Consider the following 25,043-nt stretch of genomic DNA (forward strand, 5'->3'; position numbering starts at 1 on the left):
AATACCCAAACGACTGGTATGCTGATCGCCAAGAGATTGCCCCGCTTCGGCGGGGTTTTTCATGGCCTGAGCAGAAAAATACCATATCGGCATATTCGTTGTTGACCCACTAATACCGAAACGGTATACAAGCCCCATAGCCGGAACACACCGGCATGGAGGCAACGATGACCGCCCACAGTTCAATCCGCGCAGGCAACGCACTGGATCGCATCGCTGGTCTTGATGACCGCGATCTCCTGATGCTGATTGACCGCGCTCTCGATCACCTTTCCGAAGACCTTGCCGACAGCATCGCGCCGGGTCTGGCACAGGCTTTCGACGCCATCGAAGAAGGCCGCAGCTACCAGCATGTTTATCCTGCTGGCCTGCCCCTGCGCGACTGGTCCGCATGGAACGCACACCGCGACCAGCGCCTTGCCAAGCTCATGGGTGACGCATGACAAAAGCTGTCACCCCCACCGAGGATATGTGGACCTACAAGGGCTGGACGATCAGCGTCGATAGCCCGCCGATCCCGACGCGCGCATTCGACTGGTGCGCGACCTCCCCCGATTACGATGTGGACTGCGATCAAGACGGATATTTCCGTTGCGCTGGCGAGCAAGTCCACGCCGCGACCTACGAAGACCTGTTGCAGGAGATCGAGGACGCGATTGCATGTGGAGACGGCGCATGAGCAATACAGGCTGGTCAGACGACCGCTTCATGCAGGCTTATGGCCTGATCGAAGGCATCCGGTCGGACCACTCAACCCCATTCGACAATCTGCTTGAGCTGCGCGATCTGCTTTCGGACATCGAGAGCGCTGATACCCTGCTTGCCACAGTTCTGGCCGACCGCGCGAAGGGAGAGCAGGCATGAAAACGGCACTCATGGCCCGCCTTCTGGACCACGTTGCTGCCGAGCCTGAAATGGAAGCGCAGCACCGTTGGAAGCGGATTGAACGCGCCGCCAACGAGTTCCGCCGTGCCTATCAGTTCTCGCCCGACCTGGTCCGCGTGTCGTTCCCACCGATGAACGCAGCGGAGGCCGAGCGCGCTCGTGGGGCGGCGTATCACTGGTCGTTCCATGCGCACATCACGAACGCGAAGGACGCTTATCGGGCCGAGGTCGCCGCGATCAACGCAGCGGAGGTGCTGTGATGGCAAGTAAAGGCCAACGCACCTTGATGAAGCTTGTAGCATCATGCCTCATCCACTTCGCTATTACGCTTGTCGTTCTTTGCCTCGCGGCATTTGTGAATGGCACCGGAGACTTCTCTCAGTGGGGAGAAGGTGGCCGAGCTATGGCAGCATTATTTATCGCGATGGGTAATTTAATTGCGATGCCTCTTTTTTATGCAGGTTATCCAAGCAGTTTTCGCGACGACATTGCCGATGCGATGATTGAATGGGCTGGAGGTGGTGATGCCTGACCAGATCACCGACCGCGACCGCCACGACTTCCGCCTTTGCATGGCGGCTGTCCTTCCCCTTGCGATCATCATTTTCACCTCCGTTTGGATCATGACGCCATGAACGATATTCCTGATTGGGCAGGCAAGAGAGCCTGTGAACTGCTGAATGCTGAGGAGCCGCTTCACCCTTATCTCTGGCCAAGCGACGGCGTCACCGTTGCTGTTGCAGCCCTCGTCAAGCTGGTCATGCAGCTCGAACAACCGCCCATCGACCCTGATGAGGAAGCGGTGAAGCGGATATTCGCAGCGTTTTACGGCGACAGCAGCAATCATGGCACATACCTGCCCCCTGAAATGCTCGCCCGCGCCGTCTCCCAATACAAGCAGGAGAAGGCGAATGGTTAACTTTCTCACGATCATGGGAACCGTGCTTGGCGTGGTCCTCTACATTTCCTGCGCCGTAAAGATCGGCTTCATTGTCGCAGACAAAACCGAGGGCACCGGTTTCGATGCCGGATTTTACATGCTGACGGTTTTCGGTTTGATCGCCATGCCGATTGCAGCGCTGGTGTCGTTTTCGTCATGAACGCCCGTCCTTACACCGTGCCCACCATGGGCAAGCCATATGTCCGCCAGCACATGCCCGGACACCGGCAGATGGTCACCCTCTCCCGCCGCGCAGCCTCGATGCGTGACTCCAACACCCCGGCTATCGAGGTTGGCCGGGGTAATGGAGATGCAGGCAATGTCTGACACCGGCATCAACCTTACCGCCATCATGGAGCGCGAGGGCATCACCGATGTTCACCACTTCAAGGCGCTCGGCCTGTTCAGCGTCACGCTCAAGACCGGCCAGGTTGGCAGCGGCAAGACCGTAGGCGAGGCCCTCTCCAAGGCAAAGCAGGACATGACGTTCGCCAAGTATGCGAGGGCGGCATGACACCCGGCCACAACAATCCGCCCCCGCTCGAAGCGTGGTCGATGCACATTGAAAGCCTGTTCGAGGTTGCCAATGGCATCACTGACGTAACGAACGACGAGCAGGAAACCGCGCTTGATGAGCTTCTGGACGAGTTCCGCAAGGCCCGCAAGGAAGCCGATGGCGAACGCACCGCCGAGAAGAAGCCGCACGACGACGCAGCGAAGGCGGTGCAAGCCAAGTGGAAGCCTTTGCTTGACCGATGCGACCTTGCGACCGGCGAGATCAAAGCCCGCCTGACGCCCTACAGGACCGCCAAGCAGCGCGCCAAGGACGAGGCGGCGCGGAAGGCCCGCGAGGAAGCCGAGGCCCGCCAGAAAGCTGCACAGGACGCCCTGCGCAGTGATGATCTGGAGGCTCGCTATCAGGGCGAGATTGAACTCAAGGCTGCGACCAAGCTGGCAACGTCAGCAAACAGGATCGAGCGCGAGGCAACCGGGCTGCGGACTTACTGGACCGCCACGATCACCGACCGCCGCGCCGCGCTGGGCCATTACATCGCAGAGCAGCCGGAGGCCTTTGAGGCACTTCTCCAAGAGCTTGCAGACAGGGACGCCCGCAGCCCTGCCGCGCGCCGGGAAATCCCTGGCGTGACGTTCACCGAACAAAAGCGGGCAGCTTAACCAACCCACCAACCACCACGAACGGAAGGAAAGTAGAAATGGCAATCATGGCAACAGATACAGGCGGTGGCGGCGACTTTAGCCCCGTCCCTCCTGGCACTCACTTTGCTGTTTGCGATCAGGTTGTGGACCTTGGCAAGCAGAAGTCCGAATTTCAGGGCGAAGTGAAGGTCCAGCACAAGGTTTACATTCGCTGGCAAATCCCTGCCGAGCGCGTCGAATGGGAGCATGACGGGAAAAAGCATGAAGGGCCTGCCGTTATCGGCAAGACCTATACGCTTTCCCTGAGCGACAAGGCCAACCTGCGCAAGGATTTGCAGGCATGGCGCAGCAAGCCATTCACGCCTGATGAACTGCGCGGCTTCGACATTGCCAAGCTTCTCGGCGCGCCTGCGACCATCACCATCACGCACACCGAAAAGGACGGCAAGACGTATGCCAACGTCGCCAGTCTTGGCAGCATCCCCAAGGGTATGCCGAAGCCGGAAGCAGAAGGTGAATTGCTGATCTACGACGCCGACAATATGGGTACGTTCGATAAGCTGTCCAAGCGCATGCAGGAGCGCATTCGCGCGCAGATCGTCGACACCGGCAAGACCGAAGCAGGTGATCCGGACGCATGGCGCAGCGGCGGCGAAGACCTCGACGACGACATTCCCTTCTAACCAGTCACTACCCGGTAATCCGGGCTTACCCGCGCGCTGGCAGACCGCGTGTGAACGTCTGCCACAATTGAATGAGGTATGTATGCGCAATCCGACCATCTACATTGAGACAGACGACGGAGACGAGATTATTATCGTCAAGCGCGAGATCATGGCCGAAACGTCGGTTTCTGAGCTTACCGACCTTCTCAATGAAATTCGCGATTACGCCGAAGACCTTTCGGTAATGTTCAAGACGTTCTCCGAACTTGGGCTGAGTGACCATGCCAAGGCAACAAAGCTTGGTTGCTATAGGCAAGCAGAAAAGTGGGTCGAAAAGCGGCTCAAGGCGCTTGGCGTGGCCGTCGAAGGCCATGAGACTGAGCGCGAGCGCAGCCAGGCCAGGCACATTACAAGGCTTTTGGAGCAGGTCTGCGAACTTCGCGACCAACTTGCTGCTTACGAACAGCGAGCCGCCGCCTGATGGCCAAGAAGCCGCCCACCGCAGCCGAGAAAAGGCACATGGCTCGCGTGGCTGAAATGCCCTGTCTTGTGTCTGGACGTAGCCCTGTGACGCTTCACCACGTCACAGGATACGCCGACCGCATGGGCCGCTTCGCACGTTCTCACAAGCTCGTCGTTCCCTTGGCTCCGGAATACCACCTGATCCAGCACGATCCGTTTCAGACGCTTTCCGTGGAAGCCTTGGGGCATCGCGGGTTCTTCGAGGAATGGGGCATCGACCTGCTGGCAGTGGCGATGCGGCTTTGGGACGAGAGCGAGCAACTGGAAAGGAAGGCGGCATGAGCGACGGCTACCAGCTTGTCCTAGGCCGCACCCGCGAGACGGCGCATCGGATTGTCGATGCTGCCCCGGTTGGTTCAAGGCTCTCGGTAAAGCCGCCACGGCGCACGCTCGACCAGAACGCGCTTATGTGGACGCTTCTAGGCGAACTGGCAGCGGCAAGACCGGAAGGCCGAGAGCTAACGCCGGACGTGTGGAAGTCGCTTTTCCTTCACGCCCTCGATCACTCGCAGCGCTTTGAAATGGCCCTTGATGGCAAGGGGATGGTCCCGGTTGGGTTCCGTTCCAGCAAGCTATCGAAGGAGCAAATGAGCGCGCTGATTGAGACGATTTACGAATACGCCGGAAGGCATGGAGTGGAGTTTAGCCAGTGACCAGCCAAACCCAACACATACCCCCTGACGAATGGCGCACTCTCATCCTTGAGACAAACGAAAGCCGCCTGTTCCGGAACATCACCCAGGAAGCATACGAAGAAGGCGTTGAAGCACTGGACGCCGTTCAATGCTCGCTCCTGTGGCAAATGGGGGTGATGCAGTGACCGTCAACCCAACAGACCTGATGCGCAAACTTGCGCGCAAGATTGACCAGAGACGATCAGTCCAGTTGTCTCCTGATGAACTCGACTGGATTGTCGATTGTGGCGCATGGGATGCCATCGCCAATGCTGTCCTAGATTACCAGAGGAACCAATGCCGAGAACGAAGCGCTCGAAGCCGCTCTATCAGCGCGGCCCCTTCGCCCTCTATCGCCGCCCCGATCGCACGAACCTCGAAATCGTCTGGTACGATGCCGAGCGCAAGCGTGAACGATGCATTAGCGCGGGCACAAGCGATGTTGGGGAAGGCAGCAAGGCCCTAGATCGCTGCTACCTCAAGGAGCAGGGAAACCACGTCTGCCCCAACTGCGGCAGAGCGATGGAAGGCGAAGCTGCGCCCTTACTGGCAAGTGCCATCACTGACTATCTGACCATTTCCGAAGGAAAGGCTGGATATAAGGCATCTAAGACCCGGCTTTCACATGTCGTTGGATACCTTGCAGCAACCAATCCCGCCGTCACCCTACCCATGATTTCGCGGGATTGGGTAGAAGGTTTCCGGAAGTGGATGCGCGGTAAAGATTACGCCCCCGGCCATATCGAGGGATGCGTTCTGCAACTCGCCGCAGCGATCAATTCGGTCCATGGCCATCAGGCGCAATTCAAAGCCCGCTCCGTAAAGGACGCGGCCCGCTCTCCAGTTTATCGGGCAAGCGTTGAGGAGCTTGCGGCCATGTTCCGCTTCTGTATCGATCCGCCCGCGCCCAAAGGTAGGCAGTGGAGCGACAAGGAGCGCGCCATGGTCATCGCCACCCGCGAGAACCTTTTGCGGTATCTGCGAGCTGCTGTCGCAACATGGGCGCGGCCAGACGCGATCTTTGATCTCAAGGCCAAGGGGCAATGGCATAGCGCGGCAGGGGTTCTTGATCTGAACCAGCCAGGCCGACCGCAAACCAAAAAGTACCGCCCCATCATACCAGTCGCGCGGCAGTTTCGGCCTTGGCTTGATGAAGCGCTTGCCCGCGAAAGCTACATCCCCGTCAGCACTGTGCGTCATGGATGGGCGTCAATGCGGATGCACCTTAAGTTACCGACAGGGCGCGAGGCAGGCGAAAAGCTTATCCGCAGGAGCATGGCAACCATATGTCGCAAGCTCATCGGAGAGGCGAATTGGGCGCAGGGCGAAATGATGCTCGGGCACCGGAAATCGAGCATTTCCGACATTTACGCCATTGTTGATCCCGCGAATCTCGGCCTCGCTCTGGAGGCCACAGAAACGGTTATTGACCGTATCGAAGCCTTGACGCCGGGTGCGTTTTGCCGCACTCTTACCGCAGAAGCCTCCCCGCTTCGAGTTGTGAAATGAGCCGGAAAGTGGCTGATTTCTGCGCTGGAGCGGGTGAAGGGAATCGAACCCTCGTCGTAAGCTTGGGAAGCTTCTGCTCTACCATTGAGCTACACCCGCCCGGGCGAGACGCGCTTGGCGTCGTTCATTGTGGTGGCGCTTGCCATAGGGTGAGGGCTGCGGTCAACCTCTCTCCTTGCGGTTTCACGCAAGCCACCACCACGCGAGGCCCAGCGCCGACGCCGCGCAGGCAGCAAGGAGCGGGGCGGCTGCCTGCATGCCGTGGCGCCTGCCGCCCAGCGCAAGCGCCATCCCCGCCTTCACCAGCGTATTGGCCAGCACGGGTCCGGCCAGCACCAGTCCTGCCAGATCGTCGGCCAGCGCTTCTCGCGGAAGGCCCGACAACGTCATCACCGCCGCATCGACGTCCATCATGCCGGTCAGCCCCAGCAACAGCGCCATGCCGTGTCCGCCGAACGCATCGAGCGCCCAGCGCGCGATGAGCGAGAGGACGGCGACCATCGCCGCCAGCAGCAGCGCCGGGCCGAAGTCGAAAGGATTGCCGATGGCGACCTCGCCGCCCGTCGCCTCACCCTGGCGCCGCCAGGCGACGAGCGCGAGCAGGACCGACACGACCACCGCCGGCGCAAGCACCAACGCCAACGTCGGCAGCGCGCGCGGTGCCAGAACCAGCGTCACCAACTGTACGCGCACGAACATCACCACCGATGCCATCGCGATACCCGCAACCAATGCGCCCCGCGCCTCGGGCTCTGCAACCAGGCGGCGCGCATAACTTGCCGTCACCGCCGTCGAGGAGACCAGCGCCCCGGTCACGGCCACGATCATCGTTCCGCGCTCGCTCCCAAGCCGGCGCGCGGCGACATATCCGGCAAACGAAAGGCCGGTCACCATCACGACCACCATCCAGATGCGCCGGGGATTCCACGCGCCGTATGGGCCGAAATCCGCATCCGGCAGGATCGGCAGGATCACCAGCGAAACCAGCAGGAAGCGCGCCACCGCCTCGATCTCGCGCTCTTCAAGCCCCCGCAGCAGCGCGTGCAGCGACTGGCGAGAGCGCAGCAACGCAAAGCTCGCCGCCGCCGACCCGAGCGCCAGCACCGGCGACAGGCGGGTCGCGGCGCATCCGATTGCCAGTGTCAGCAGGGCGGCCACGGCATTGGTGGCCGATAGCTGGTCCTCGCGCAGCGCGGCGCGGTATCCCACCGCCACGACAAGGCCCGCCGTCGCGAGCAGCACCGTCATCGCGGGCACCGGAAGAAGCCCCGCAAGACCGCCAACAAGCCCGAACAGTCCGAACGTGCGGATCCCGGCGACGCGCGCGCCATCGGGTCGTTCGCGCTGGGTCCAGCCCCGCTCGATCCCGAGGATCAGCCCCGCCGCCACGGCGGCGGCCAGTGCCGAGGCCTGCAATCCTGCCATCTGGTCGAAAACGTCCAAGCCATTCCCCTGCGGCGCTGCGCGAACTGCGTATGGTAGCCGCCGATGGACAGGTGGAACATGGCGCGTCGCAGGGCAAGTCCTTGCTCCGATGCGCATTCCGCACGCTCCCCGGGAACGTCGAAATCTTTTCTCGCAAGTGCACAACAAAGGCGTTGACCAACTTTTGACATCTGTCCAGTCTTTGCCTCGCAGCCACATCCGAATCGCACGATGCGGCACAGCCATCAGGGGGAAAACGCGACCATGAGCGTGGCCGATACCGATACCCGCGAATCCGCAAGCCCGCGCCTCGGGCGCCTTGCCCGCAGCCGCATTGTCCAGTTCCTCGGGCTTTCCGCGCTTCCCGCCACGATCGCCCTTGCGCAAGCCGCGCGCGATCCTTCGAACCCGGTGGAGGCCGAACCCGGCATCCCCGTGAAGGACCAGCTCGTCGTCGAAAAATGTGGCTCGTGCCATACCGCAGATGCGAAGGGGAACCTTTCGCGCATCTCCTGGGTGCGGACCACGCCCGAAGGCTGGGCACAGGTCATCCACCGCATGTCGCGCCTCAACGGCCTGTCGATCTCCCCGGTCGAGGCCAAGGCCGTGATCCGCTCGCTCTCCGCCACCCACGGGCTGGCCCCGGAAGAAGCCAAGCCGGTCATGTACCTGCCCGAGCATCGCCTGATCGACGAGACCAACATCCCGAACGAGACGATCCGGCAGTCTTGCGCATCGTGCCACGCCTTCGCGCAGCCCCTGTCCTGGCGCCGGTCGAAGGCGGAATGGAGCCTGCTGCGCAATCTCCACGTCGCGCTCTATTCGCAGGCCGACGCGCAGTATCGCCGCGCCGTGGATGACCCGTCGCAGCCCGCTCCCGCGCCGGGCGCGACCAAGCCGCTGCCGGTCGAAGTCGCGATGGACTACATGAACAAGCACGCGCCCCTCGCCACGCCCGAATGGTCGGCATGGCAGGCCCGCGTCCAGTCGTCCAAGCTGGGCGGCCGTTGGCTGGTCAGCGCCTCGCTTCCCGGCAAGGGCAAGTACGTGGGCGAAATGGTGCTCGCGCCGGCAGCGTCGGGCGATGACTATTCGACAACGATCTCGCTCAAGTCCCTCGCCGATGGCTCCACCCTGACCCGCAAGGGCAAGGGGCTGGTCTATACCGGTTATGCCTGGCGCGGGACCTCCGCCAGTGGACCGGAAGGCGCCCGGCCCGATGCACCCGAAGACCACGAAACGCGCGAGACGATGTGGTTCTCGCCCGATCGCAAGTCTGCCGAAGGACGCTGGTTCTGGGGCGATTACAAGGAGTTCGGCTTCGACGTGAAGCTGACCCGCGCTTCGGCCGAACCAACCGTCACCGCCGTAATGCCCGGCGGGCTCAAGATCGGCACCAAGGGTGCAACCGTGCGCCTCTATGGCGATGCGTTCCCCGCCGGCCTCAAGGCGGCGGACATCGATCTCGGCAAGGGCGTGATGGTCAGCAAGGTCGTGTCGGCCAGCCCGGGCGAGGCCGTTCTCACCGTCGACGTTGCTGCCGACGCCACGGTCGGCGCCCATGACGTTGGAATCGGCAGCAGCGTGCTGGCCGCCGCGCTGCCGGTCTATCGCAAGGTCGATTACCTCAAGGTCGCGCCGGATTCTGCCATCGCCCGCCTCGGCGGAAGCGAGAAGCACACGCCCGGCTACCAGCAGTTCGAGGCCATCGGCTACGACAACGGCCTCGACGGCAAGCCCTACACTGCCGACGACGTCGCCATCGGCCCGGTGGACGCGAGCTGGTCCATGGAAGAATTCCAGACCGTCTACTACGACGACGATACCAGCTACGTTGGCAAGCTCAGCGACAAGGCCCTGTTCACCCCGGCGATGGACGGCCCCAATCCCGCGCGCAAGTGGGGCCGCAACAACTATGGCGAGGTCTGGGTCGTCGCCACCGCCAAGACGGAAAAGGACGCCCTGGGCAAGCCGTTGACGGCAAAATCCTTCATGGTTGTCTCGGTGCCCGCCTACAAGCGCTGGGATCAGCCGGAGGTGGCCAAGTGACCACGGTCCTCGCCCCCCGCTATCGCCTTGGCGATATCCATACTTTCGAGGCTTCCGGCCAGGGCTTCGTCTATCTCGCATCGGCCGGCGCGATCTTCGCGCTCGACGAAGGCGCGGCAAGCGTCGTCGCCATGCTGGGCCAGCGCGAGATGGCCTATGGCGAGATGGTCTCCGCGCTGGTTGCCAATGGCTATTCGCGAGCCGATGCGGAAGACCTGATCCGCGAGCTGCGCAGCGTGCGCGGCATCGTCTCGGACGAGATCCGCGAAGCGCCGCTCGCCCCCGCACCTCCGCCCGAGGACTATCCGCTCCAGGCGCTGGTGCTCAACATCACCAACCAGTGCAACCTGGCCTGCACCTACTGCTACGAATTCGGCGCCGACAAGATCGCGACGCCGGCGGGAAAGCCGAAGTACATGACGCTGGAAACGGCCCGTGCCTCGGTCGATTTCCTGATAGCCGGGTCGGGCCACCGCGAAGTGCCGCACATCACCTTCTTCGGCGGTGAAACGCTGATGAACTTCAAGCTGCTGCGCGAAGTCGTGGAATACGCCAACGGCGCAGCGGCAGCGGCGGGCAAGCAGATCACCTACAGCCTTACCACCAATGCCACGCTACTGACCGACGAGATCATCGCCTTCCTGTCGGACAACGCAGTCGGCGTCACCGTCTCGATGGACGGCCCGCCCGATCTCCAGGACAAGCACCGCGTCTACAAGACCGGCAAGGGTTCCTACGCGGTGATCGAGCCGCGCCTCAGGAAGCTGATCGCCGGCCACAGGACGCGCGCCGTCACCGCGCGCGTCACGCTCACCAACGGCGTGACCGACGTGGTGCGCATCTATCGCCACCTCAAGGACGATCTGGGCTTTCACGAAGTCGGGTTCGCGCCCGTCACCAATTCGGGCGAGCGCGACTACATGATCGATGACAACGGCATGGATCACGTGATCGCGCAGTTCCACGAACTGGCGGCAGAGTGGCTGGCCTGGGCGCTGGAGGGCCGGATGCACGGCTTCTCCAACGTCTCGGAAACCATCGCCGAACTCATCCAGGGCACCAATAAGTCGCATCCGTGCGGCGCCGGGCTCGGCCTGCTCGGGGTCAGTCCCTCGGGCGACCTTTCACCCTGCCACCGCTTCACCGATTCCGATACCCATGTGCTCGGCCACATTTCGACCGGGCTCGACAAGGACAAGCGCAGCGACTTCCTCACGCGCGGTCATGTCGGGGCGAAGTACGAATGCGCTTCGTGCTGGGCCCGTCCGCTCTGCGCTGGCGGCTGTCATCACGAGGCATTCGTCCGCTACGGCGATACCGGCCACGCGAACCTGCACTATTGCGACTGGATTCGCGAGTGGACCGACGCCTGCCTGCGCATCTACGGCACGGTCGCCGCTCGCAATCCCGAATTTCTCGAACGCTTTGCGACACGAAAGGGCCTGGCATGAAGCACCTTACCCCGCTCAACAGGAAAGCGCGGCGCATCGAGGAGACGATCTCCTCGACCGAGGAGGACGTCGTCGCCCTCCAGCAGAAGCCGATGCACGTGCCAATGGGCTGCACGCTGTCGTTCTCGCCCGGCTGGGAAGTCGATGCGGGTGGCGGCACCGCGGGTCTGTGCCAGCCGGCGGAGCGCGATCTCTACGACTGCTACGTCACCTGCTTCTGGCCGGTGCAGGTCCCCGACCACGTCAACTACTCGCCGGATTGGGCCAGCAACTGCGCCACCGCGGCCAAGGACTGGCGCAGCCTGGACATCATCTTCCCCTGATCAACTGGCCCTGATCCTCAGGCCCTGATCCGCTTGCTCAGACCTGCTGGCCCGGATCCGCTGGGCCAGATCCCCGGAAACGCGCCGCGCAGGTGGTGCCGACCGCCGTTCCAAACCCGACCGGAAGAGTGAACTTCATGAAAAAGCTCGGTCTCTCCATTGCCGCCCTGCTCGCCGGAACGACCGTCGCGAGCGCTTCCGCCCAGGCCTCCACGCTGTTCATGGGCTCCTATCCCGACCGCATGCTGATCGTCGACGAGGCATCGGGCAAGGTCACCGACACGCTGACGCTCGCCTCCGGCCTGCCGACCTCGATGCGGATCTCGAACGACCGGAAGAAGATCTACGTCACCACGATCACGACCAGCGGGATTGAGGTGATCGACACCGCCACGAAGAAGGTGGTCAACTCCTTCAGCCTGAACACCCCGACCACGCGCTATCGCTTCAATGGCGGGGTGCCTGATCCTTCGGGGCGCTATTTCTACACGATGCTGACGAAGTTCGAGAAGCTGAACGACCGCTACCTCGTCAGCCCTCAGCAGTTCGCAGTGATCGACCTTCAAAAGAAAGCCGTGGTGCGCACGTCCGAAGTGCCCAAGGAAGATGACAGCAACCCCAACGCCGGCTGGCGCACCAACTACATGATGTCCGAGGACGGCAAGACCTTGTTCGTGATCCGCGACAAGGTGCTCGTGCTCGACACCGCCGACCTCAAGGTCAAGGAGCGGATCGAGGTTTCGCGCCCCGAGGCCACCGGTATCGAGGGCGTGACCTTCGGCGGCGGGGTCGAAGCGCTGCGAAACCCGCACGAATACGTCTCGCTGTTCAACGCGACCGATCCCTACATTCACAACAAGATCTTCGGCGTCGGGCGCTTCAACCTGGCGACCAAGGCCTTCGACTTCCGCCCGATCGGCCCCGCGCCCTATGGCATGGCCGGCCTGCAGGTCTCTCCCGACCTCAAGCAGGGCTGGACGGTCGTCACCAACGGCAGCGTGGGCAACAAGCGGTGCGAATTCTGGCATCTCGACCTCACCACCAACCAGGTGAAGAACAAGGCCGAATTCCCCTGCCGTTCGCGCTTCCAGTTCGGCATGTCGGGCGACGGCACGAAGCTCTACATCTACGGCGCCAGCTACGACATCGAGATCTACGACGCACAGACTCTGGCGCACGAAAAGACGGTCGATCTCGGCGCGGACTCGACCGGCGCCGGGATGATAATCACCCAGTGACCGGCGGGACGCACCTCGGCGTGGAGCTAGCACGTTGAGCGTGCTCCTGCGTGGCCAGGGCGTCGCGGTTTCGACCGCGGCGCACCTGCTTGGCCGCGCGGGAATTCCGCTGCTGCGCGAGCCGGGTGCGCGAAACGCCGTGCCCGCGATCCTGCTCAGCGACGCAGCGCTTGCCCTGCTGCGCGACGTATTCTCCCAGCCCTCGCTCTTTGCGGACAAGCCCCGCATCGAACGGCGCGTCGTCGCCTGGGGCGACGCCACGCCCGTCTCCATGCCTCACGGCGGCGCGGTCGTCTCGCAGAACGATCTCGCGCAGGCCCTGGATGACCTGCCGGACACCAATCCGGCCCCCACAGACGGACAGGCATCGCTCATCCTCCACGCGATGGCCCCCTTCCCCGCGCCCGCCCTGCGCCGCTTCGGCTGTCGCCAATCCACGGCCGTCCCGGTCCGTCTGGCGGCGGAGGCGGCGGAACGCACCTGCTGGATCGAATCCGTCACCACCGGCTGGCTGTTCCTGATCCCGGAAGGAACGGGAGCGGCATGGCTTCTCGCGATCGGCGATGCACCCCAGGCGCTGCTCGCCCGGTCCACCCTCGTCGCCCCGCTCATCGAGCGCCTTGGCGTCACAGGCCCCGCCTTCGACACCTCTCCCCGCATGGTCGAACGACTGGCCGGCGAAGGCTGGCTCGCCTTCGGCACCGCCGCGCTCGCCTTCGATCCGATCTGCGGCGACGGAACCGCCCAGGCCGTGCGCGAAGGCATCCTCGCCTCGGGCGTCGTGACCGCGCTCGCCCGTGGCGAGGACCCGCTGGCGCTGGCCATCCACCACCACTCGATCCTGCTGGCCTCGATGCGCCGCCACCTGCAACTGGCGCTCCCGTTCTATGCCTCGGGAGGTACGTCCGGCTGGTGGCGCGAACAGTTCGCCGCCACGCGCGAGGGTTACGACTGGTGCACCGCCCAACTCGGCCAGCTCCCCGAACCACGCTTCGCCATCCACGGCTTCGACCTCGTGCGCAGGGAACTGGCCGCCTGATCCCGCCCGCCACCCCAACTCCGGCGCCGACGGTCGCGCCGTGGAGCACCTACCGCAGGCTCTGGCCGTGGCTGCGCCCTCACGCCCCGCGCCTTGCGCTGGTCCTGCTCGCCAGCCTTCTCGCGACAGGCCTCAACCTCGCGCAGCCGTGGATCTCCAAGCTGATGATCGACGAGGCCCTGCTCAAGCGCGACTGGGACGCGCTACTACGGATCGCCGGCCTCATGGTGGCGGCCACCGTCGGCGGCTTCGCAGTCAATGCGCTCGTCTCCTACCGCTACGTCGCGATTTCCGCGCAGATGCTGTTCGACATGCGCGTCGCGCTGCTACGTCACCTCCAGACGCTCAGCCCCCGCTTCTACGGCAGTTTCCGCCTCGGCGATCTCATGTCGCGCCTCAACAGCGACGTTTCCGATGTCCAGCGCGCAGCCGGGGACACGCTCCTCTCGGTCCTCAGCAATGTCCTGTTCTTCGCCGGCAGCGTCGGCATGATGCTGTGGCTCGACTGGAAGCTGTTCCTTGTCGGCACGCTGCTGGTGCCGCTGGCCGTCGCCAGCTTCCTCCACTTCCAGCGCCGCATGACCGACCTTACCCGCCAGATGCGCGAGCGCGGGGCCGATATCGGCAGCCTGCTGGTCGACACGATCATGGGCATGCGCACGGTCAATGCGCTCGGCGCCGAAGCACACGAGGCCGACCGTTTCCGCGCCGCCAACGCTGGCTTTATCCACGCGATGTTGCGGATGCAGACCGTCTCGTTCCTCACCGGCGCCTTGCCCGGCACCATCGTCACCGCCTCGACTGCGGCCGTGATCGTCTTTGGCGGCAAGCAGATCATCGACGGCACCATGACCATCGGCGCTCTGGTCGCGTTCCTCACCTATCACGGCAGGCTGCTCGCGCCGGTCCAGGCGCTGATGGGCCTGACCGCCACCCTCGCCTCCGCCCGCGTCGCACTGGCGCGCATCTTCGAGCTTTTCGACACATCGGCGGAAGTCGCGGACGCCCCCGCGCCGCGCCCGCTTCCGCCGGTGACCAGGGCGATCCGCCTCGACGGCGTGACCATGCACCACGGGCGCGAACCGGTCCTGCGCGATGTCAGCCTGACCATCCCCGCTGGCAGCCTGACCGCCATCCTGGGCGCTTCGGGCGCGGGCAAATCGACCCTGGCCGACCTCCTGGTGCGCTTCCTCGACCCTGTCGCCGGGCGCATCACCATCGACGGTATCGACCTCCGCGACCTCGCTCTTGCCGACCTGCGCCGCCGCGCGCTGCTGGTCGACCAGTCGCCCTTCCTGTTCAACGCCACGATAGCCGAAAACATCGCGTTCGCCCGCACAGGTGCGCTCCCGGCAGAGGTCGCCGCCGCAGCCGGCGCCGCCGGTCTGGACCCGCTGATCGCCCGCCTGCCGGAAGGCCTCGCCACCCGCACCGGCGAACGCGGCCTTGCTCTCTCTGCCGGAGAACGCCACCGCATCGCGCTCGCCCGCGCGCTTCTGCGCAAGCCCGACGTGCTGATCCTCGACGAGCCCACTGCCGCGCTCGACGAGGCGACCGAGCGGCTCGTCGCGTCAGGCCTGCGCCGCGCGCTGCCCGATGCAACGCTCGTCGTCATCACCCACAAGCCGGCGCTCGCCGATCTGGCCGACCATGTCGTGCGGCTCGAACAGGGCAATGCCACGATCCAGCCCCAGGTGCCTGCCCATGTATAAACGGCCCCGCATCGCCGTGATCGACAGCGGCGTCCATCCCGACCACCCGCACATCGACGCGTTACGGCTCCTGCCCGGGATCTCCGTCCTTGCCGACGGAACTGTCCTTGTCGACCCGGTGCAAAGCCTCGACACGCTGGGCCACGGCACCGCGGTCACCGCCGCGATCCAGGAGCTGGCGCCAGACGCCGAAATCCTGCCCATCCGGGTCTTCCGCGATGGCTTGCGGGCGAGCGCACGGGCGCTTGCCACCGGCATCCGCCAGGCACTGGAAGCGCAAGCGGACATGATCAACCTCAGCCTGGGCACAACCAACCCCGCGCACGCCGACGTGTTCGAAGCGCTTGCCGGGGAAGCCGCTGCCCAAGGAACCCTGATCGTCGCCGCCTCCGAGGCCGAGGGTACGCCCTGCTGGCCCGGGGCATTGCCGCAGGTGGTTGGCGTCGGGCTCGACTGGGACCTGCCGCGCGGGACGCCGGTCCTTTCGCCTGACCGCCAGATGGTCATGGCGTCCGGATACCCTCGCCCGATCCCGGGGGTCGAGCCACGCCGGAACCTTTACGGCGTGAGCTTCGCAGTGGCGCAGGTGACCGGATGGATCGCCGCGCGCGGCGTGCACGACCTGAAAGTGACCGAAAGCGTCCTTGCGGCGCTCGAAGCTTCCCCGGCCTGACCCTTGCGCCATTTGACGTACACCCAACAAGCGGTGCGAGGCATAGGCTGACGCCATGGTCCAACAACTTCGCCCGCCGCCCTCGCCAGCCGCCGCCCTGGCCGAGGCGGAGCAGTTGCTCGCCACCCGCCCCCACCTCGCGCTGACCCGCGCCGAAGCGATGCTGCGGCAGGTCCCCGCCCATCCCCCCGCCCTGTTCCTCGCCGCCCGCGCCCTGCGCCGGATGGGCAGGCAGCGCGAGGCGCTGGACCGGCTCGATGCGCTGGCAAAGGCAAATCCCCGCGTACCGGCGGTCCTCTACGAACTCGGGCAGGTGGCGGCGGACCTTGGCGACCAGCGGCGCGCAACCGCCGCGCTCCAGGCGCTTGTCCGCCTTCAGCCCGCCATTGCCTCGGGCTGGTTCCTGCTCGCCAGGCAACTGCGCAAGGCCGGGCAAGAGGAGGACGCATGGCGTGCCGACCTTTCCGGCATCCACGCCTCCTCGCGCGATGGCGAACTGCTGAAGGCGGCGGCGGCGATGAACGACGGCGAAACCGATGCCGCCGAAGCCCTGCTGAATGCGCGACTGGAACGGCAGGCGGACGATGCCCCCGCCTTGCGCCTCCTCGGTGAAATCGCATGGCGGCGCGGCGACATGACCACGGCGCTCGACCGCGCGGCGCGGGCGGTCGATCTGGCGCCGGGGTTCGACCTTGCCCGCGACTTCCTGATCCGCCTCCTGCTCCAGACCAACCGCCTGTCCGAAGCGCTCGACCATGCCGAGACGCTGGTGCGCTCGCCCGTTCCGTCACCGGGGCACAGGCTGATCCTTGCCTCGGTCCTCGTCCGCCTCGGCCACCAGGAGCGCGCGGCAGCGATCTATCGAGAGCTTCTGGCCGAACGGCCCGACGAGCCGCAGGTCTGGCAGAACCTCGGCCACGTGCTGAAGACGCTGGGCCACCAGGACGAGGCGGTCGAGGCCTATCGCGCCGCCGTCTCGCGTCAACCGACCATGGGTGAAGCGTGGTGGAGCCTTGCCAACCTCAAGACGGTCCGCCTGGGCGCCGAAGACGTCGCGGCAATGGAAGCGGCGCTGGCCTCGCTCGACGATGCGGTGGATGAGCGCAAGGACGACGTATTCCACCTCCATTTTTCGCTGGGCAAGGCATTCGAGGACACCGGCGATCATGCCGCCGCCTTTGCCCATTACGACAAGGGCAATGCCTTGCGTCGTACCATGATCCGCCACGATGCCGATGCCTTTTCGGCCCAGGTGGACGCTACGGCAGCGACCTTCACTGCCGCGTTCCTTGCGGGCATGGGAGAAGGCGGTTGCCCCGCGCCCGACCCGATCTTCGTCGTCGGCCTGCCCCGGTCGGGCTCGACCCTGGTCGAACAGATCCTGTCCAGCCACAGCCAGGTCGAAGGCACGATGGAACTGCCCGAGATGATGATGATCGCCGCGCGCCTGCAATCGCGCGTCGACGAGGGCGAATTTCCGGATTTCGCCGCGATGGTCGCCTCGCTGTCGCCCGCCGACCGCGCCAGGCTCGGTGACGAATACATCGAGCGCACCCGCATTCATCGCCAGACCGACCGGCCCCTGTTCATCGACAAGATGCCCAACAACTGGCAGCACGTCGGCCTGATCCGGCTGATCCTGCCGAACGCCAACGTGATCGACGCGCGAAGGCATCCGCTGTCCTGCTGCTTTTCCGGGTGGAAACAGCATTTCGCGCGCGGCCAGACCTTCACCTACGACCTTGCCGACATCGGTCGCTACTATCGCGATTACGTCGGCCTGATGGCAGCGTGGGACGCCCATTTTCCCGGTGCGGTCCACCGCGTGATCTACGAACGGATGGTGGCGGATACCGAAAACGAGGTCCGCCGCCTGCTCGACCATCTCGGCCTGCCGTTCGAACCGGCCTGCCTGGAATTCTACCGCAACGAGCGCGCAGTGCGCACGGCCAGTTCCGAACAGGTGCGGAAGCCGATCTTCCGCGACGGACTCGAAGCGTGGAAACCCTATGAACCCTGGCTCGCCCCCCTGAAGGCCGCACTTGGCCCCGTGCTGGACAGCTATCCCGACGCGCCCTCCGCACGCTGACACCCTCGCGATCGGACCGCTCCGATAACGTCCGCCGGCTCCCGACACGGCCAAAAAAAGCCCCCGCGGCTTTGGACCACGGGGGCAAGGTTCCTTCGCAGGATTTCAGGATGGGTCAGAATTTCTGGCCCCAGCGCATTCCGAAGAACTGCGGCTTGATCGTGAAGGTGCGCGACGAGTCCGAGCAGAACTGGATCGAGCAGAAGGTGTTGCGGGTCAGCTCGCCGCGCTTGTCGAAGGCGTTCTGGATGAACAGGTCGAGCGTCCAGTTGTCCTTCTTGATCCCGCCCGAGAAGTCGAAGCTGACGAAGCCCGGGGTCGCGCACGAACGGCCGGCATCGGTCGCTTCGTCCGCGATGTCGGGGCAGACGAGCAGGTTGTTGTTGTAGACATTGAGGTTCTGCGTGGCGTTGGTCTGATACAGCGCGGCGCCCTGCAGGTAGAGGTCCATGTCGCCAAGCTGCGTGTCGTAGCGCACCGAGGTCGTGCCCTTGAAACGCGGCTGGCGCGGCAGGCGGGTGCCGTCGGTCGCCGCCACTTCGGCCACTGCCGGGCTGCCGAAAGTGGCGCCGGGGGTGCAGGTCGCAAGCTGGGTGATCGCCAGCGTCGAGGTGTCGACCTTGAAGTTGCAGAAGTTCCCCTTGAGCGCGGCGTTGTTGTAGGCGCCGTTGGTCGAAATGGTGAACTTGCCAAGCTTGAGGTCCGCGTCGAACTCCACGCCATAGACGCGCGCCTTGCCAGCGTTGCCCGTCATGCCCGCGCCCTGCGTGCCCGCGATGACCACGCTGTACTGGATGTTGTCCCAGTTCTCGTAATAGAGCGAGGCGTTGAAGCGGAACATGTTGTTCCACGTGGTCTTGAAGCCCAGCTCGAAGTTGGTCAGCCTTTCAGATTCGAAAGACGGCACCGTGGCCACGCCGACGCCGCGGATGCGCAACGGACGGTTGAAGCCGCCAGGGCGGAAGCCGGTCGAATAGTTGAAATAGACCATCTTCGACGGTTCGAACTGCCAGTTGAGCGCGACCTTGTGGGTTTCGCCTTCCTCCTTGTAGCGGCCCACGCCATCGGCGGCTGCGAAGTTCGAGTTGAGGCACTGCAGGCGCTCCGCCGGAAGCGGCACGGGGCAGCCATATTCGCCAGTGGGCACATAGAGCGACGTGATCGTGTTGCGTGCAGAAGCGGCAACGCCCGCGAAACCGAGCACACGGAAGTTGGTCCAGAAATAGCGGATGCCGCCCGTCAGCTTGAGCGTCGGGGTAATGTTGTAGTGCCCTTCGGCGAACAGCGCATAGTCGTTCCAGTACTGGTTCTGCTCGCTCATGTAGAAGGCATCGCGCTTCACCGCCGGCGAGCCCACGACCATCGTGCCGCCGGCCGTCGTCGGAATGCCGAACCCTTCCGGGTTGCTGTCGCCCCCGCCCGACTGGGTATAGCCTGCGATCTGGTCCAGCCCATGGATCGAGTAGTCGTTGTTCACCTCGTTCTTCTGCCGGTGATAGAAACCGCCGAAGGTCACGTCGAACGGCCACGACTTGGGCGTGGTGAAGCGCAGTTCCTGGGTGAACTTGTTCTCGTTGCGCAGCCCCCGATAGAACTGCGTCGGATCGATCAGGCTGGTGCACTTCATCGCGTCGCCAGAACCCGTGCAGCCGTTCTTGTCGAAGAACTGGAGGTAGTTCTCGTAACCGGCGCCGAAGCGGTCATAGGTGACGGTGTAGTAGGTATAGTCGTTGAGCAGGTTGATCTGGCGCTGGTAGTAGCCGGTCGAGGAGACCACGTCCCAGTCTCCGATATGGCCATGGACGGTCAGCGCCGCCTGGTACCACTTGTCGTTCTGCTGGGTCGTGTCGAAGTCGTGCACTTCAAGGTCGCCCACGCGCGGGTCGAAGCCGAAGTACCCGTTGGCGATCTGCTGCTGCGCGGTAAGCTGCGAGGCGATCTCCCAGCCGGGCGCCATTTCCCACAGCACCTGCAGGCGCCCGCCATATTCCTCGATCGAGTTGTAGTCGTCCTGCGCGATGTCGGAATTGTCGAGCGTGTAGAAAGTATCGGGATTGTTGTCGCCAAGGCTCAGGGTCGAGGAACTGCCGTCATTGAACTTGCCGTTGTTCGGCGTGTTGTCGACATATCCGCCGTCGCGGCGGTAGTAGCCCATCGCGCGCACCGCCAGATTGCTGGCGACGGGCACGTTGATGTAGGACTGGTACTGCCCGCCGAAGTCGCCCTTGCCGTACTTGTTCACCTCGGCATCGTAGCCGTACTCGAACCGCTCGAACTTGGGCTTGTTGGTGATGAAGCGGATCGTGCCGGCCAGCGAGCCCGCGCCGTACAGCGTGCCCTGCGGCCCGGACAGGCCCTCGACGCGTTCGACGTCGTAGACGTGGATGTCGGGCAGGCCGGTGCCGGTGATCGGAATGTCGTCGATGTAGTAGCCCACCGATTCGCGCGCGCCACCCGCAGGCACGATGCCGCGGAAATAGGGCGTATTGCGGCCCGGGCCGATGCCGGCGAAGCTGACCGAAGGCATGAGCGTGGCGAAGTCGGTCAGGCCCTTGACCTGCCGCTGCTGGAGCGTGTCGGCGTTCAGCGCCTGGATCGAGATCGGCACCTTCTGGATCGACTGCGCCTGGCGGGTCGCGGTGACCACGATGTCGCCGAAGCCTTCGGGCTGGACCTGCTCCTCGGCAGGCGTGGTCTCGATGGCAGGCTGCGCGGCAACCTCTGTGACTTCAGCGGCATAGGCTGCCGCCGGCAGCACGACGGTCGACAGGATGGTGCTCGCAGCGAATGCCCTCATGGCCCGCGACCTGAGCCGAACCTGGTTCTTCATGTCATTTCTACCCCTATGCAGTGACACGGGCGATCCCCGGCCCCTCCGCACATCCGTCCCTCGAGTGCGCGCCTTTGCGGCGCTGCAACATGAGCCCACACGGCATTTTCGCCGCCGGACCCGAGGGGCAATCGCATCCCGTTGGCCGGAGACAGGACGCCTCCGGGCCCGCCACGCCTGGCGCGGCAGATCGACACGTGTTGCATTCACCCCTGGCCGAGCGCTGCCCCTTGGCAATTCCATGACGCTCGTCCGGGATTGATAATGCTGCAGGGCAACATGGAGTCAACTTCCTTTTGGAAACGCCCTCCACCCTTTTCCGCAGGTGCACCGCCGGCACGAAAAAACCGGCGCCGGACCGCTTGGTCCGACGCCGGTGGCGTTCCTCTGGTTCAGCCGCGCGCGGCTTACCAGGTTCCGGTGTTCTCCATGCTCGCCCACGGCTCCTGCGGCGGCAGGTGACCGTCCTGCAGCAGTTCGATCGAAATTCCGTCCGGCGTCTTCACGAAGGCCATGTGTCCGTCGCGCGGAGGACGGTGGACGATATGGCCTGCATCCATGATGCGCCGGCAGGTATCATAGATATTGTCGACGCGGTACGCGAGGTGCCCGAAATTGCGCCCGCCCGAATACCCCTCTGCGGGCGAACCGTCCTCGGGCGGCCAGTTGTAGGTCAGCTCGACCTCGGCGATGCCCTCCTCGCCGGGAGCCGCCAGGAAGATCAGGGTGAAGCGGCCCTTCTCGCTGTCGAAGCGCCGCGTCTCCTTCAGGCCGATCAGTTCGAAGAACGCGATAGTCGCGTCGGGATCGGTCACGCGAATCATGGTATGCAGGAACTTGGTCACGGGGAAGCTCGCTTCTCGTTCAAAAACGGTTCATCGATGAAATCGCACATTTCATCGCAGGCCACGCCCGCAAGGAGATGACGATGCCGGCAGAGGATAGCGAGAACGACTCCCAAGCCCAAGCGCTTGCGCACAACTTCGTGCCACGCGGCGCAACCATGCTCGTGCCCGCGGCGATCCTGGCGGCGGCGCTCGTCGCCGGGGGGTGGTTCGTCGGGGACGGCCTGCGGCGCGCGAAGGTCGCGGACCGGGCGGTGACCGTGCGCGGCCTTGCCGAACGCGAGGTGACGGCGGACCTTGCCACCTGGACCCTCGCCTATTCCGCCACCGCGTCGGACCTGTCCAGCGCCCAGCAAAGCGTCGACCGCGACAGCCAGGCGATCCGCGCGTTCTTCGGCGAACTGGGCTTTCCCGCCGACGCGCTCCAGCCGACCGGCGTCAACGTCCAGACGATGACCAACAACGGCGTGACCACGTTCACCGTGCGCCAGCGCATGACATTGCGCACCACCGACATCGACCGCGCGCAGAAGGCCGTGCGGCGGCAATTCGACCTCGTCCGGCGCGGCGTGATGCTCGAGGAAGGGTCGGGCATGGCCTATACCTTCACCCGGCTCAACACGATCAAGCCCGAGATGGTCGCCGCCGCCACCAAGGACGCGCGCGCCGCCGCGGAACAGTTCGCACGCGACAGCGGCGCATCGGTCGAGGGCATCAAGGACGCAACGCAGGGCTATTTCGAGATCACCGCGCGCGACGGCGACGGCGGTGGATGGGGCGTATCCGACACGCCCTACAAGAAGGTGCGCGTGGTCACCACGATCGACTTCTACCTGCGCTGAGGCCCGGCAGCGCCAAGGTCCGGCGGCGTTGAGGTCCGGCGGCGCCAGACCCTGACGCAGCAAGGCCCGCATCGCAAGCGCGACGCGGGCCCCACGCGCGGTCCGCCCAGCAGGAGCGGACCCAACCCGATCGATCAGAACGAGAGCTTGATCGTGCCGACGACGGCGTCGTTCGAGAAGCTGTCGATCGAAGCGCCGTCGACGCCGACGTAGCTGACGCCCACGGCCAGCTTGTCGGTGACATTGTAGGTCGCGCCGACGTTGTAGTCGAAGCCGCCCTTGGTGCTTTCACCGGTCAGCAGCTTGGGCGACAGCGCGCCGTCGGTGTACCCCAGGTGCGCCGAAAGCGAGATCGGCGTTTCGGGGATCGCACCGGAAAGCTCGCCATAGACATAGAGGTTGTCGTCGCCGCCGAGCGAATCCTGCTTCCACGCATAGGCCACGCCGACCTTGGCGGTTGCCGGGCCGACGCCTGCCGAAAGCGAGGCATAGGGCTCGTACACGTTGGCCTTGCCGACGTCGCCGTTGGGATAGACATAGTAGAGCAGGCCGCCGTCGAAGGTCAGGCCGGAGGTGACTTCACCGGTCCAGCCGCCATAGACGTCGAGTTCGGTGCTGCCATAGACCGGCGAGTCCTCGAGGCTGGATGCCCAGGCGCCGACATAGAAGCCGCTCGAGTGGCTGACGCCGATCGAGCCCTGAACCGCGAAGTCGCCGCCCGAGAGCGAGATGCCGCGGAAGCGATAGTCGGTGACGGCGGCAACGTTGCCGGTGACGGTGAAATCGCTTGCGGCTTCTTCCTGCGCGAAGGCCGGGGTAGCGGCCAGACCGGCCGCAAGGAGGGTCGAGGCCAGAAGGGCCTTGATGGACGTACGCATGACAAAATCCTTTTGCTGTTCTTTGCGCGTTCGTCCCACCTGCGCTCGCCCTGGACTCCTCGTGTCGCGGGAGGTCCTTGGGGCTTGCCCTGATAGAGGTGCCTCCCGATGCTGCGCCGCACAAGCAAATTATGTCCGGTTTGTGTCTGATTGATTGCCATTTGTGTCTTTTGCGCACCATTCCCCCGCCATCGGGCCAAAGGTGTTGAATAGCCGGAGCCGCGCAGCCATATCGCACCGTCAAGAGGGTCCATGTTCAGCAAGCTCCGCTCCCTGTTTTCCCCGGAAAGTCCTGCGCCCCGCGCTCCGGAACCCCAGGCCGAATACCGTGTCCCTGCCGGCCGGCGGGTCTATGCGATCGGCGACATTCACGGGCGCCTGGATCTTTTCGAACAAGTGCTGGCGCTGATCGACGAGGACGACGCACGTCGCGGACCGGCGGAAACGACTCTCGTCCTGCTGGGCGATCTGATCGACCGGGGCCCGGACAGTCGCGGCGTCGTCGAACGCGCGATGGAACTGGCGCAAACCGGGCGGGTGCGCATTCTTGCCGGCAACCACGAGGAAATGCTGCTCGACAGCTTCGGCAACGAAGAGGTGCTGCGCCATTTCCTGCGCCACGGCGGGAAGGAAACGCTGTTCAGCTACGGGCTGGCGATGGAAGACTATGCGAAGTCGAACCTCCCGGACCTTCAGGAACGGCTACCCACGCTCGTGCCGCAATCACATCTGGACTTCATGCGCCGGATGGAGAACCAGGTCGTCGTCGGCGACTACCTGTTCGTTCATGCCGGCATCCGTCCCGGCGTGCCGCTGGCCGAGCAGGCCGTATCGGACATGCGCTGGATCCGCCGCGACTTCCTCGACTTTGCCGAAGACCACGGCTGCATGGTGGTCCACGGCCACACGATCACCGACGAGCCGGCGCTGCTCCACAACCGCATCGGCATCGATACCGGCGCCTTCGCTTCGGGCCGGCTGACCGCGCTCGGCATCGAGGGCGCTGAGCGATGGATTCTGTCGGCCAACATCGCTCGCCAGGCGAACGACACGAACTGATCCTGCGGGGGTCGGACGCGCACGACGCCCCGCCTCGTTCCGCACTGCAGCAACTTTTTTGACCTGTTGCCGCAGTGCAACTACTTGGTGAAGATTGCCGGATTCCGGACACTTACCGCAACTTTTCCGATTTCAAGAGAAACTTTCCGCAATTCCATTACGCGCGTGCGGCGAGCGATGTCGCATTGTCGCAACATCGTCATTCCGGTGTCATCTGTTACCTGTTTGGCGGCCCCA

30 protein-coding genes and 1 tRNA gene are annotated in these 25,043 nt (G+C 64.4%); 26 read left to right on the plus strand and 5 right to left on the minus strand.

From position 1 onward, the window contains the following. Window positions 1-167: 167 nt before the first annotated feature. From SARO_RS15300 to SARO_RS15355, 16 genes are all read left to right on the plus strand, one after another. On the plus strand, window positions 168-443 hold the full coding sequence (locus tag SARO_RS15300; RefSeq protein WP_041550478.1) for a hypothetical protein: 276 nt from the start codon (window positions 168-170) through the stop codon (window positions 441-443). Then, window positions 440-679, plus strand: coding sequence for a hypothetical protein (locus tag SARO_RS15305; RefSeq protein WP_011446657.1), 240 nt, complete (start codon window positions 440-442; stop codon window positions 677-679). Before SARO_RS15300 ends, SARO_RS15305 begins: the two co-directional genes overlap by 4 nt. Next, window positions 676-864, plus strand: coding sequence for a hypothetical protein (locus SARO_RS15310; protein WP_041550480.1), 189 nt, complete (start codon window positions 676-678; stop codon window positions 862-864). Before SARO_RS15305 ends, SARO_RS15310 begins: the two co-directional genes overlap by 4 nt. Further along, complete coding sequence (locus tag SARO_RS15315) at window positions 861-1,145, plus strand: hypothetical protein (protein ID WP_011446658.1); 285 nt, start codon at window positions 861-863, stop codon at window positions 1,143-1,145. Before SARO_RS15310 ends, SARO_RS15315 begins: the two co-directional genes overlap by 4 nt. Continuing rightward, window positions 1,145-1,417 (plus strand): hypothetical protein, encoded by a 273-nt coding sequence (locus SARO_RS21220; RefSeq protein WP_143004933.1) that lies wholly within the window; start codon window positions 1,145-1,147, stop codon window positions 1,415-1,417. The genes SARO_RS15315 and SARO_RS21220 overlap by 1 nt, the downstream gene beginning before the upstream one ends. Window positions 1,418-1,516: 99 nt before the next feature. Next, entirely contained in the window at window positions 1,517-1,804 is a 288-nt protein-coding gene (locus SARO_RS15320) for a hypothetical protein (protein ID WP_041550484.1), read from the plus strand. Beyond that, window positions 1,797-1,985, plus strand: coding sequence for a hypothetical protein (locus SARO_RS21225; RefSeq protein WP_143004934.1), 189 nt, complete (start codon window positions 1,797-1,799; stop codon window positions 1,983-1,985). The genes SARO_RS15320 and SARO_RS21225 overlap by 8 nt, the downstream gene beginning before the upstream one ends. Next, on the plus strand, window positions 1,982-2,152 hold the full coding sequence (locus SARO_RS21230) for a hypothetical protein (protein ID WP_157042451.1): 171 nt from the start codon (window positions 1,982-1,984) through the stop codon (window positions 2,150-2,152). Before SARO_RS21225 ends, SARO_RS21230 begins: the two co-directional genes overlap by 4 nt. Then, on the plus strand, window positions 2,145-2,339 hold the full coding sequence (locus SARO_RS15325; RefSeq protein ID WP_143004935.1) for a hypothetical protein: 195 nt from the start codon (window positions 2,145-2,147) through the stop codon (window positions 2,337-2,339). The genes SARO_RS21230 and SARO_RS15325 overlap by 8 nt, the downstream gene beginning before the upstream one ends. After that, window positions 2,336-3,001 carry a hypothetical protein gene (locus SARO_RS20335; protein ID WP_011446660.1) on the plus strand — a complete coding sequence of 222 codons (666 nt, stop codon included), beginning with the start codon at window positions 2,336-2,338 and terminating at the stop codon, window positions 2,999-3,001. The genes SARO_RS15325 and SARO_RS20335 overlap by 4 nt, the downstream gene beginning before the upstream one ends. Window positions 3,002-3,039: 38 nt before the next feature. Beyond that, entirely contained in the window at window positions 3,040-3,666 is a 627-nt protein-coding gene (locus tag SARO_RS15335; RefSeq protein ID WP_011446661.1) for a phage replication initiation protein, NGO0469 family, read from the plus strand. An 82-nt stretch (window positions 3,667-3,748) separates the two neighbouring features. Continuing rightward, a complete protein-coding gene (locus SARO_RS15340; protein ID WP_011446662.1) occupies window positions 3,749-4,129 on the plus strand; it encodes a hypothetical protein in 381 nt (126 codons plus the stop codon). A gap of 86 nt (window positions 4,130-4,215) precedes the next feature. Further along, a complete protein-coding gene (locus SARO_RS21235; protein ID WP_041550490.1) occupies window positions 4,216-4,452 on the plus strand; it encodes a hypothetical protein in 237 nt (78 codons plus the stop codon). Next, window positions 4,449-4,823, plus strand: coding sequence for a recombination protein NinB (locus SARO_RS15350; RefSeq protein ID WP_049759433.1), 375 nt, complete (start codon window positions 4,449-4,451; stop codon window positions 4,821-4,823). The genes SARO_RS21235 and SARO_RS15350 overlap by 4 nt, the downstream gene beginning before the upstream one ends. Further along, window positions 4,820-4,990, plus strand: a complete 171-nt coding sequence (locus SARO_RS21240) for a hypothetical protein (protein WP_157042453.1) — start codon at window positions 4,820-4,822, stop codon at window positions 4,988-4,990. Before SARO_RS15350 ends, SARO_RS21240 begins: the two co-directional genes overlap by 4 nt. 151 nt (window positions 4,991-5,141) lie before the next feature. Beyond that, on the plus strand, window positions 5,142-6,353 hold the full coding sequence (locus SARO_RS15355) for a hypothetical protein (RefSeq protein ID WP_011446665.1): 1,212 nt from the start codon (window positions 5,142-5,144) through the stop codon (window positions 6,351-6,353). Window positions 6,354-6,378: 25 nt separating this feature from the next. Here SARO_RS15355 and SARO_RS15360 read toward each other — a convergent pair. Both SARO_RS15360 and SARO_RS15365 read right to left on the minus strand, forming a co-directional pair. Beyond that, window positions 6,379-6,452: transfer RNA gene (locus tag SARO_RS15360), tRNA-Gly, on the minus strand. 84 nt (window positions 6,453-6,536) lie between these two features. Next, window positions 6,537-7,796: an MgtC/SapB family protein gene (locus SARO_RS15365; protein WP_234007370.1), complete on the minus strand. Its 1,260-nt coding sequence runs from the start codon at window positions 7,794-7,796 to the stop codon at window positions 6,537-6,539. A gap of 246 nt (window positions 7,797-8,042) precedes the next feature. On the opposite strand from SARO_RS15365, the gene peaA reads away from it, so the two are divergent. The 8 genes from peaA to SARO_RS15405 all read left to right on the plus strand — a co-directional run bounded on the left by peaA (window position 8,043) and on the right by SARO_RS15405 (window position 18,352). Continuing rightward, the gene (gene peaA, locus SARO_RS15370) at window positions 8,043-9,827 is read left to right on the plus strand and encodes a quinohemoprotein amine dehydrogenase subunit alpha (RefSeq protein WP_011446667.1); all 1,785 of its coding nucleotides are present in this window, start codon (window positions 8,043-8,045) and stop codon (window positions 9,825-9,827) included. Next, window positions 9,824-11,278 carry a quinohemoprotein amine dehydrogenase maturation protein gene (gene peaB / locus SARO_RS15375; protein ID WP_011446668.1) on the plus strand — a complete coding sequence of 485 codons (1,455 nt, stop codon included), beginning with the start codon at window positions 9,824-9,826 and terminating at the stop codon, window positions 11,276-11,278. Before peaA ends, peaB begins: the two co-directional genes overlap by 4 nt. Next, complete coding sequence (gene qhpC, locus SARO_RS15380) at window positions 11,275-11,601, plus strand: quinohemoprotein amine dehydrogenase subunit gamma (protein WP_011446669.1); 327 nt, start codon at window positions 11,275-11,277, stop codon at window positions 11,599-11,601. Before peaB ends, qhpC begins: the two co-directional genes overlap by 4 nt. A 137-nt stretch (window positions 11,602-11,738) precedes the next feature. Next, window positions 11,739-12,839, plus strand: coding sequence for a YncE family protein (locus SARO_RS15385; RefSeq protein ID WP_011446670.1), 1,101 nt, complete (start codon window positions 11,739-11,741; stop codon window positions 12,837-12,839). A gap of 40 nt (window positions 12,840-12,879) precedes the next feature. Then, on the plus strand, window positions 12,880-13,878 hold the full coding sequence (locus SARO_RS21245; protein ID WP_234007457.1) for a hypothetical protein: 999 nt from the start codon (window positions 12,880-12,882) through the stop codon (window positions 13,876-13,878). Beyond that, a complete protein-coding gene (locus SARO_RS15395; RefSeq protein ID WP_011446672.1) occupies window positions 13,794-15,590 on the plus strand; it encodes an ABC transporter ATP-binding protein in 1,797 nt (598 codons plus the stop codon). The genes SARO_RS21245 and SARO_RS15395 overlap by 85 nt, the downstream gene beginning before the upstream one ends. After that, entirely contained in the window at window positions 15,583-16,263 is a 681-nt protein-coding gene (locus tag SARO_RS15400; protein WP_011446673.1) for a subtilisin-like serine protease QhpE, read from the plus strand. The genes SARO_RS15395 and SARO_RS15400 overlap by 8 nt, the downstream gene beginning before the upstream one ends. Window positions 16,264-16,318: 55 nt before the next feature. Further along, window positions 16,319-18,352 carry a tetratricopeptide repeat-containing sulfotransferase family protein gene (locus SARO_RS15405; RefSeq protein ID WP_011446674.1) on the plus strand — a complete coding sequence of 678 codons (2,034 nt, stop codon included), beginning with the start codon at window positions 16,319-16,321 and terminating at the stop codon, window positions 18,350-18,352. A gap of 115 nt (window positions 18,353-18,467) precedes the next feature. Here the strand turns inward: SARO_RS15405 and SARO_RS15410 are convergent, their stop codons facing one another. Further along, the gene (locus SARO_RS15410; protein WP_041551335.1) at window positions 18,468-21,149 is read right to left on the minus strand and encodes a TonB-dependent receptor; all 2,682 of its coding nucleotides are present in this window, start codon (window positions 21,147-21,149) and stop codon (window positions 18,468-18,470) included. A 440-nt stretch (window positions 21,150-21,589) separates the two neighbouring features. Next, entirely contained in the window at window positions 21,590-22,027 is a 438-nt protein-coding gene (locus SARO_RS15415) for a VOC family protein (protein ID WP_011446676.1), read from the minus strand. Window positions 22,028-22,110: 83 nt separating this feature from the next. On the opposite strand from SARO_RS15415, the gene SARO_RS15420 reads away from it, so the two are divergent. Beyond that, the gene (locus SARO_RS15420; protein ID WP_011446677.1) at window positions 22,111-22,869 is read left to right on the plus strand and encodes an SIMPL domain-containing protein; all 759 of its coding nucleotides are present in this window, start codon (window positions 22,111-22,113) and stop codon (window positions 22,867-22,869) included. A 134-nt stretch (window positions 22,870-23,003) separates the two neighbouring features. Here the strand turns inward: SARO_RS15420 and SARO_RS15425 are convergent, their stop codons facing one another. Further along, window positions 23,004-23,747 (minus strand): TorF family putative porin, encoded by a 744-nt coding sequence (locus tag SARO_RS15425; protein ID WP_041550494.1) that lies wholly within the window; start codon window positions 23,745-23,747, stop codon window positions 23,004-23,006. 252 nt (window positions 23,748-23,999) lie between these two features. Between SARO_RS15425 and SARO_RS15430 the strand changes: the two genes are divergently transcribed. Then, window positions 24,000-24,806 (plus strand): metallophosphoesterase family protein, encoded by an 807-nt coding sequence (locus tag SARO_RS15430; protein WP_011446679.1) that lies wholly within the window; start codon window positions 24,000-24,002, stop codon window positions 24,804-24,806. Window positions 24,807-25,043: the final 237 nt, after the last annotated feature.

Origin of the sequence: Novosphingobium aromaticivorans DSM 12444 (genome assembly GCF_000013325.1) — a bacterium.
GTDB classification, from domain to species: domain Bacteria; phylum Pseudomonadota; class Alphaproteobacteria; order Sphingomonadales; family Sphingomonadaceae; genus Novosphingobium; species Novosphingobium aromaticivorans.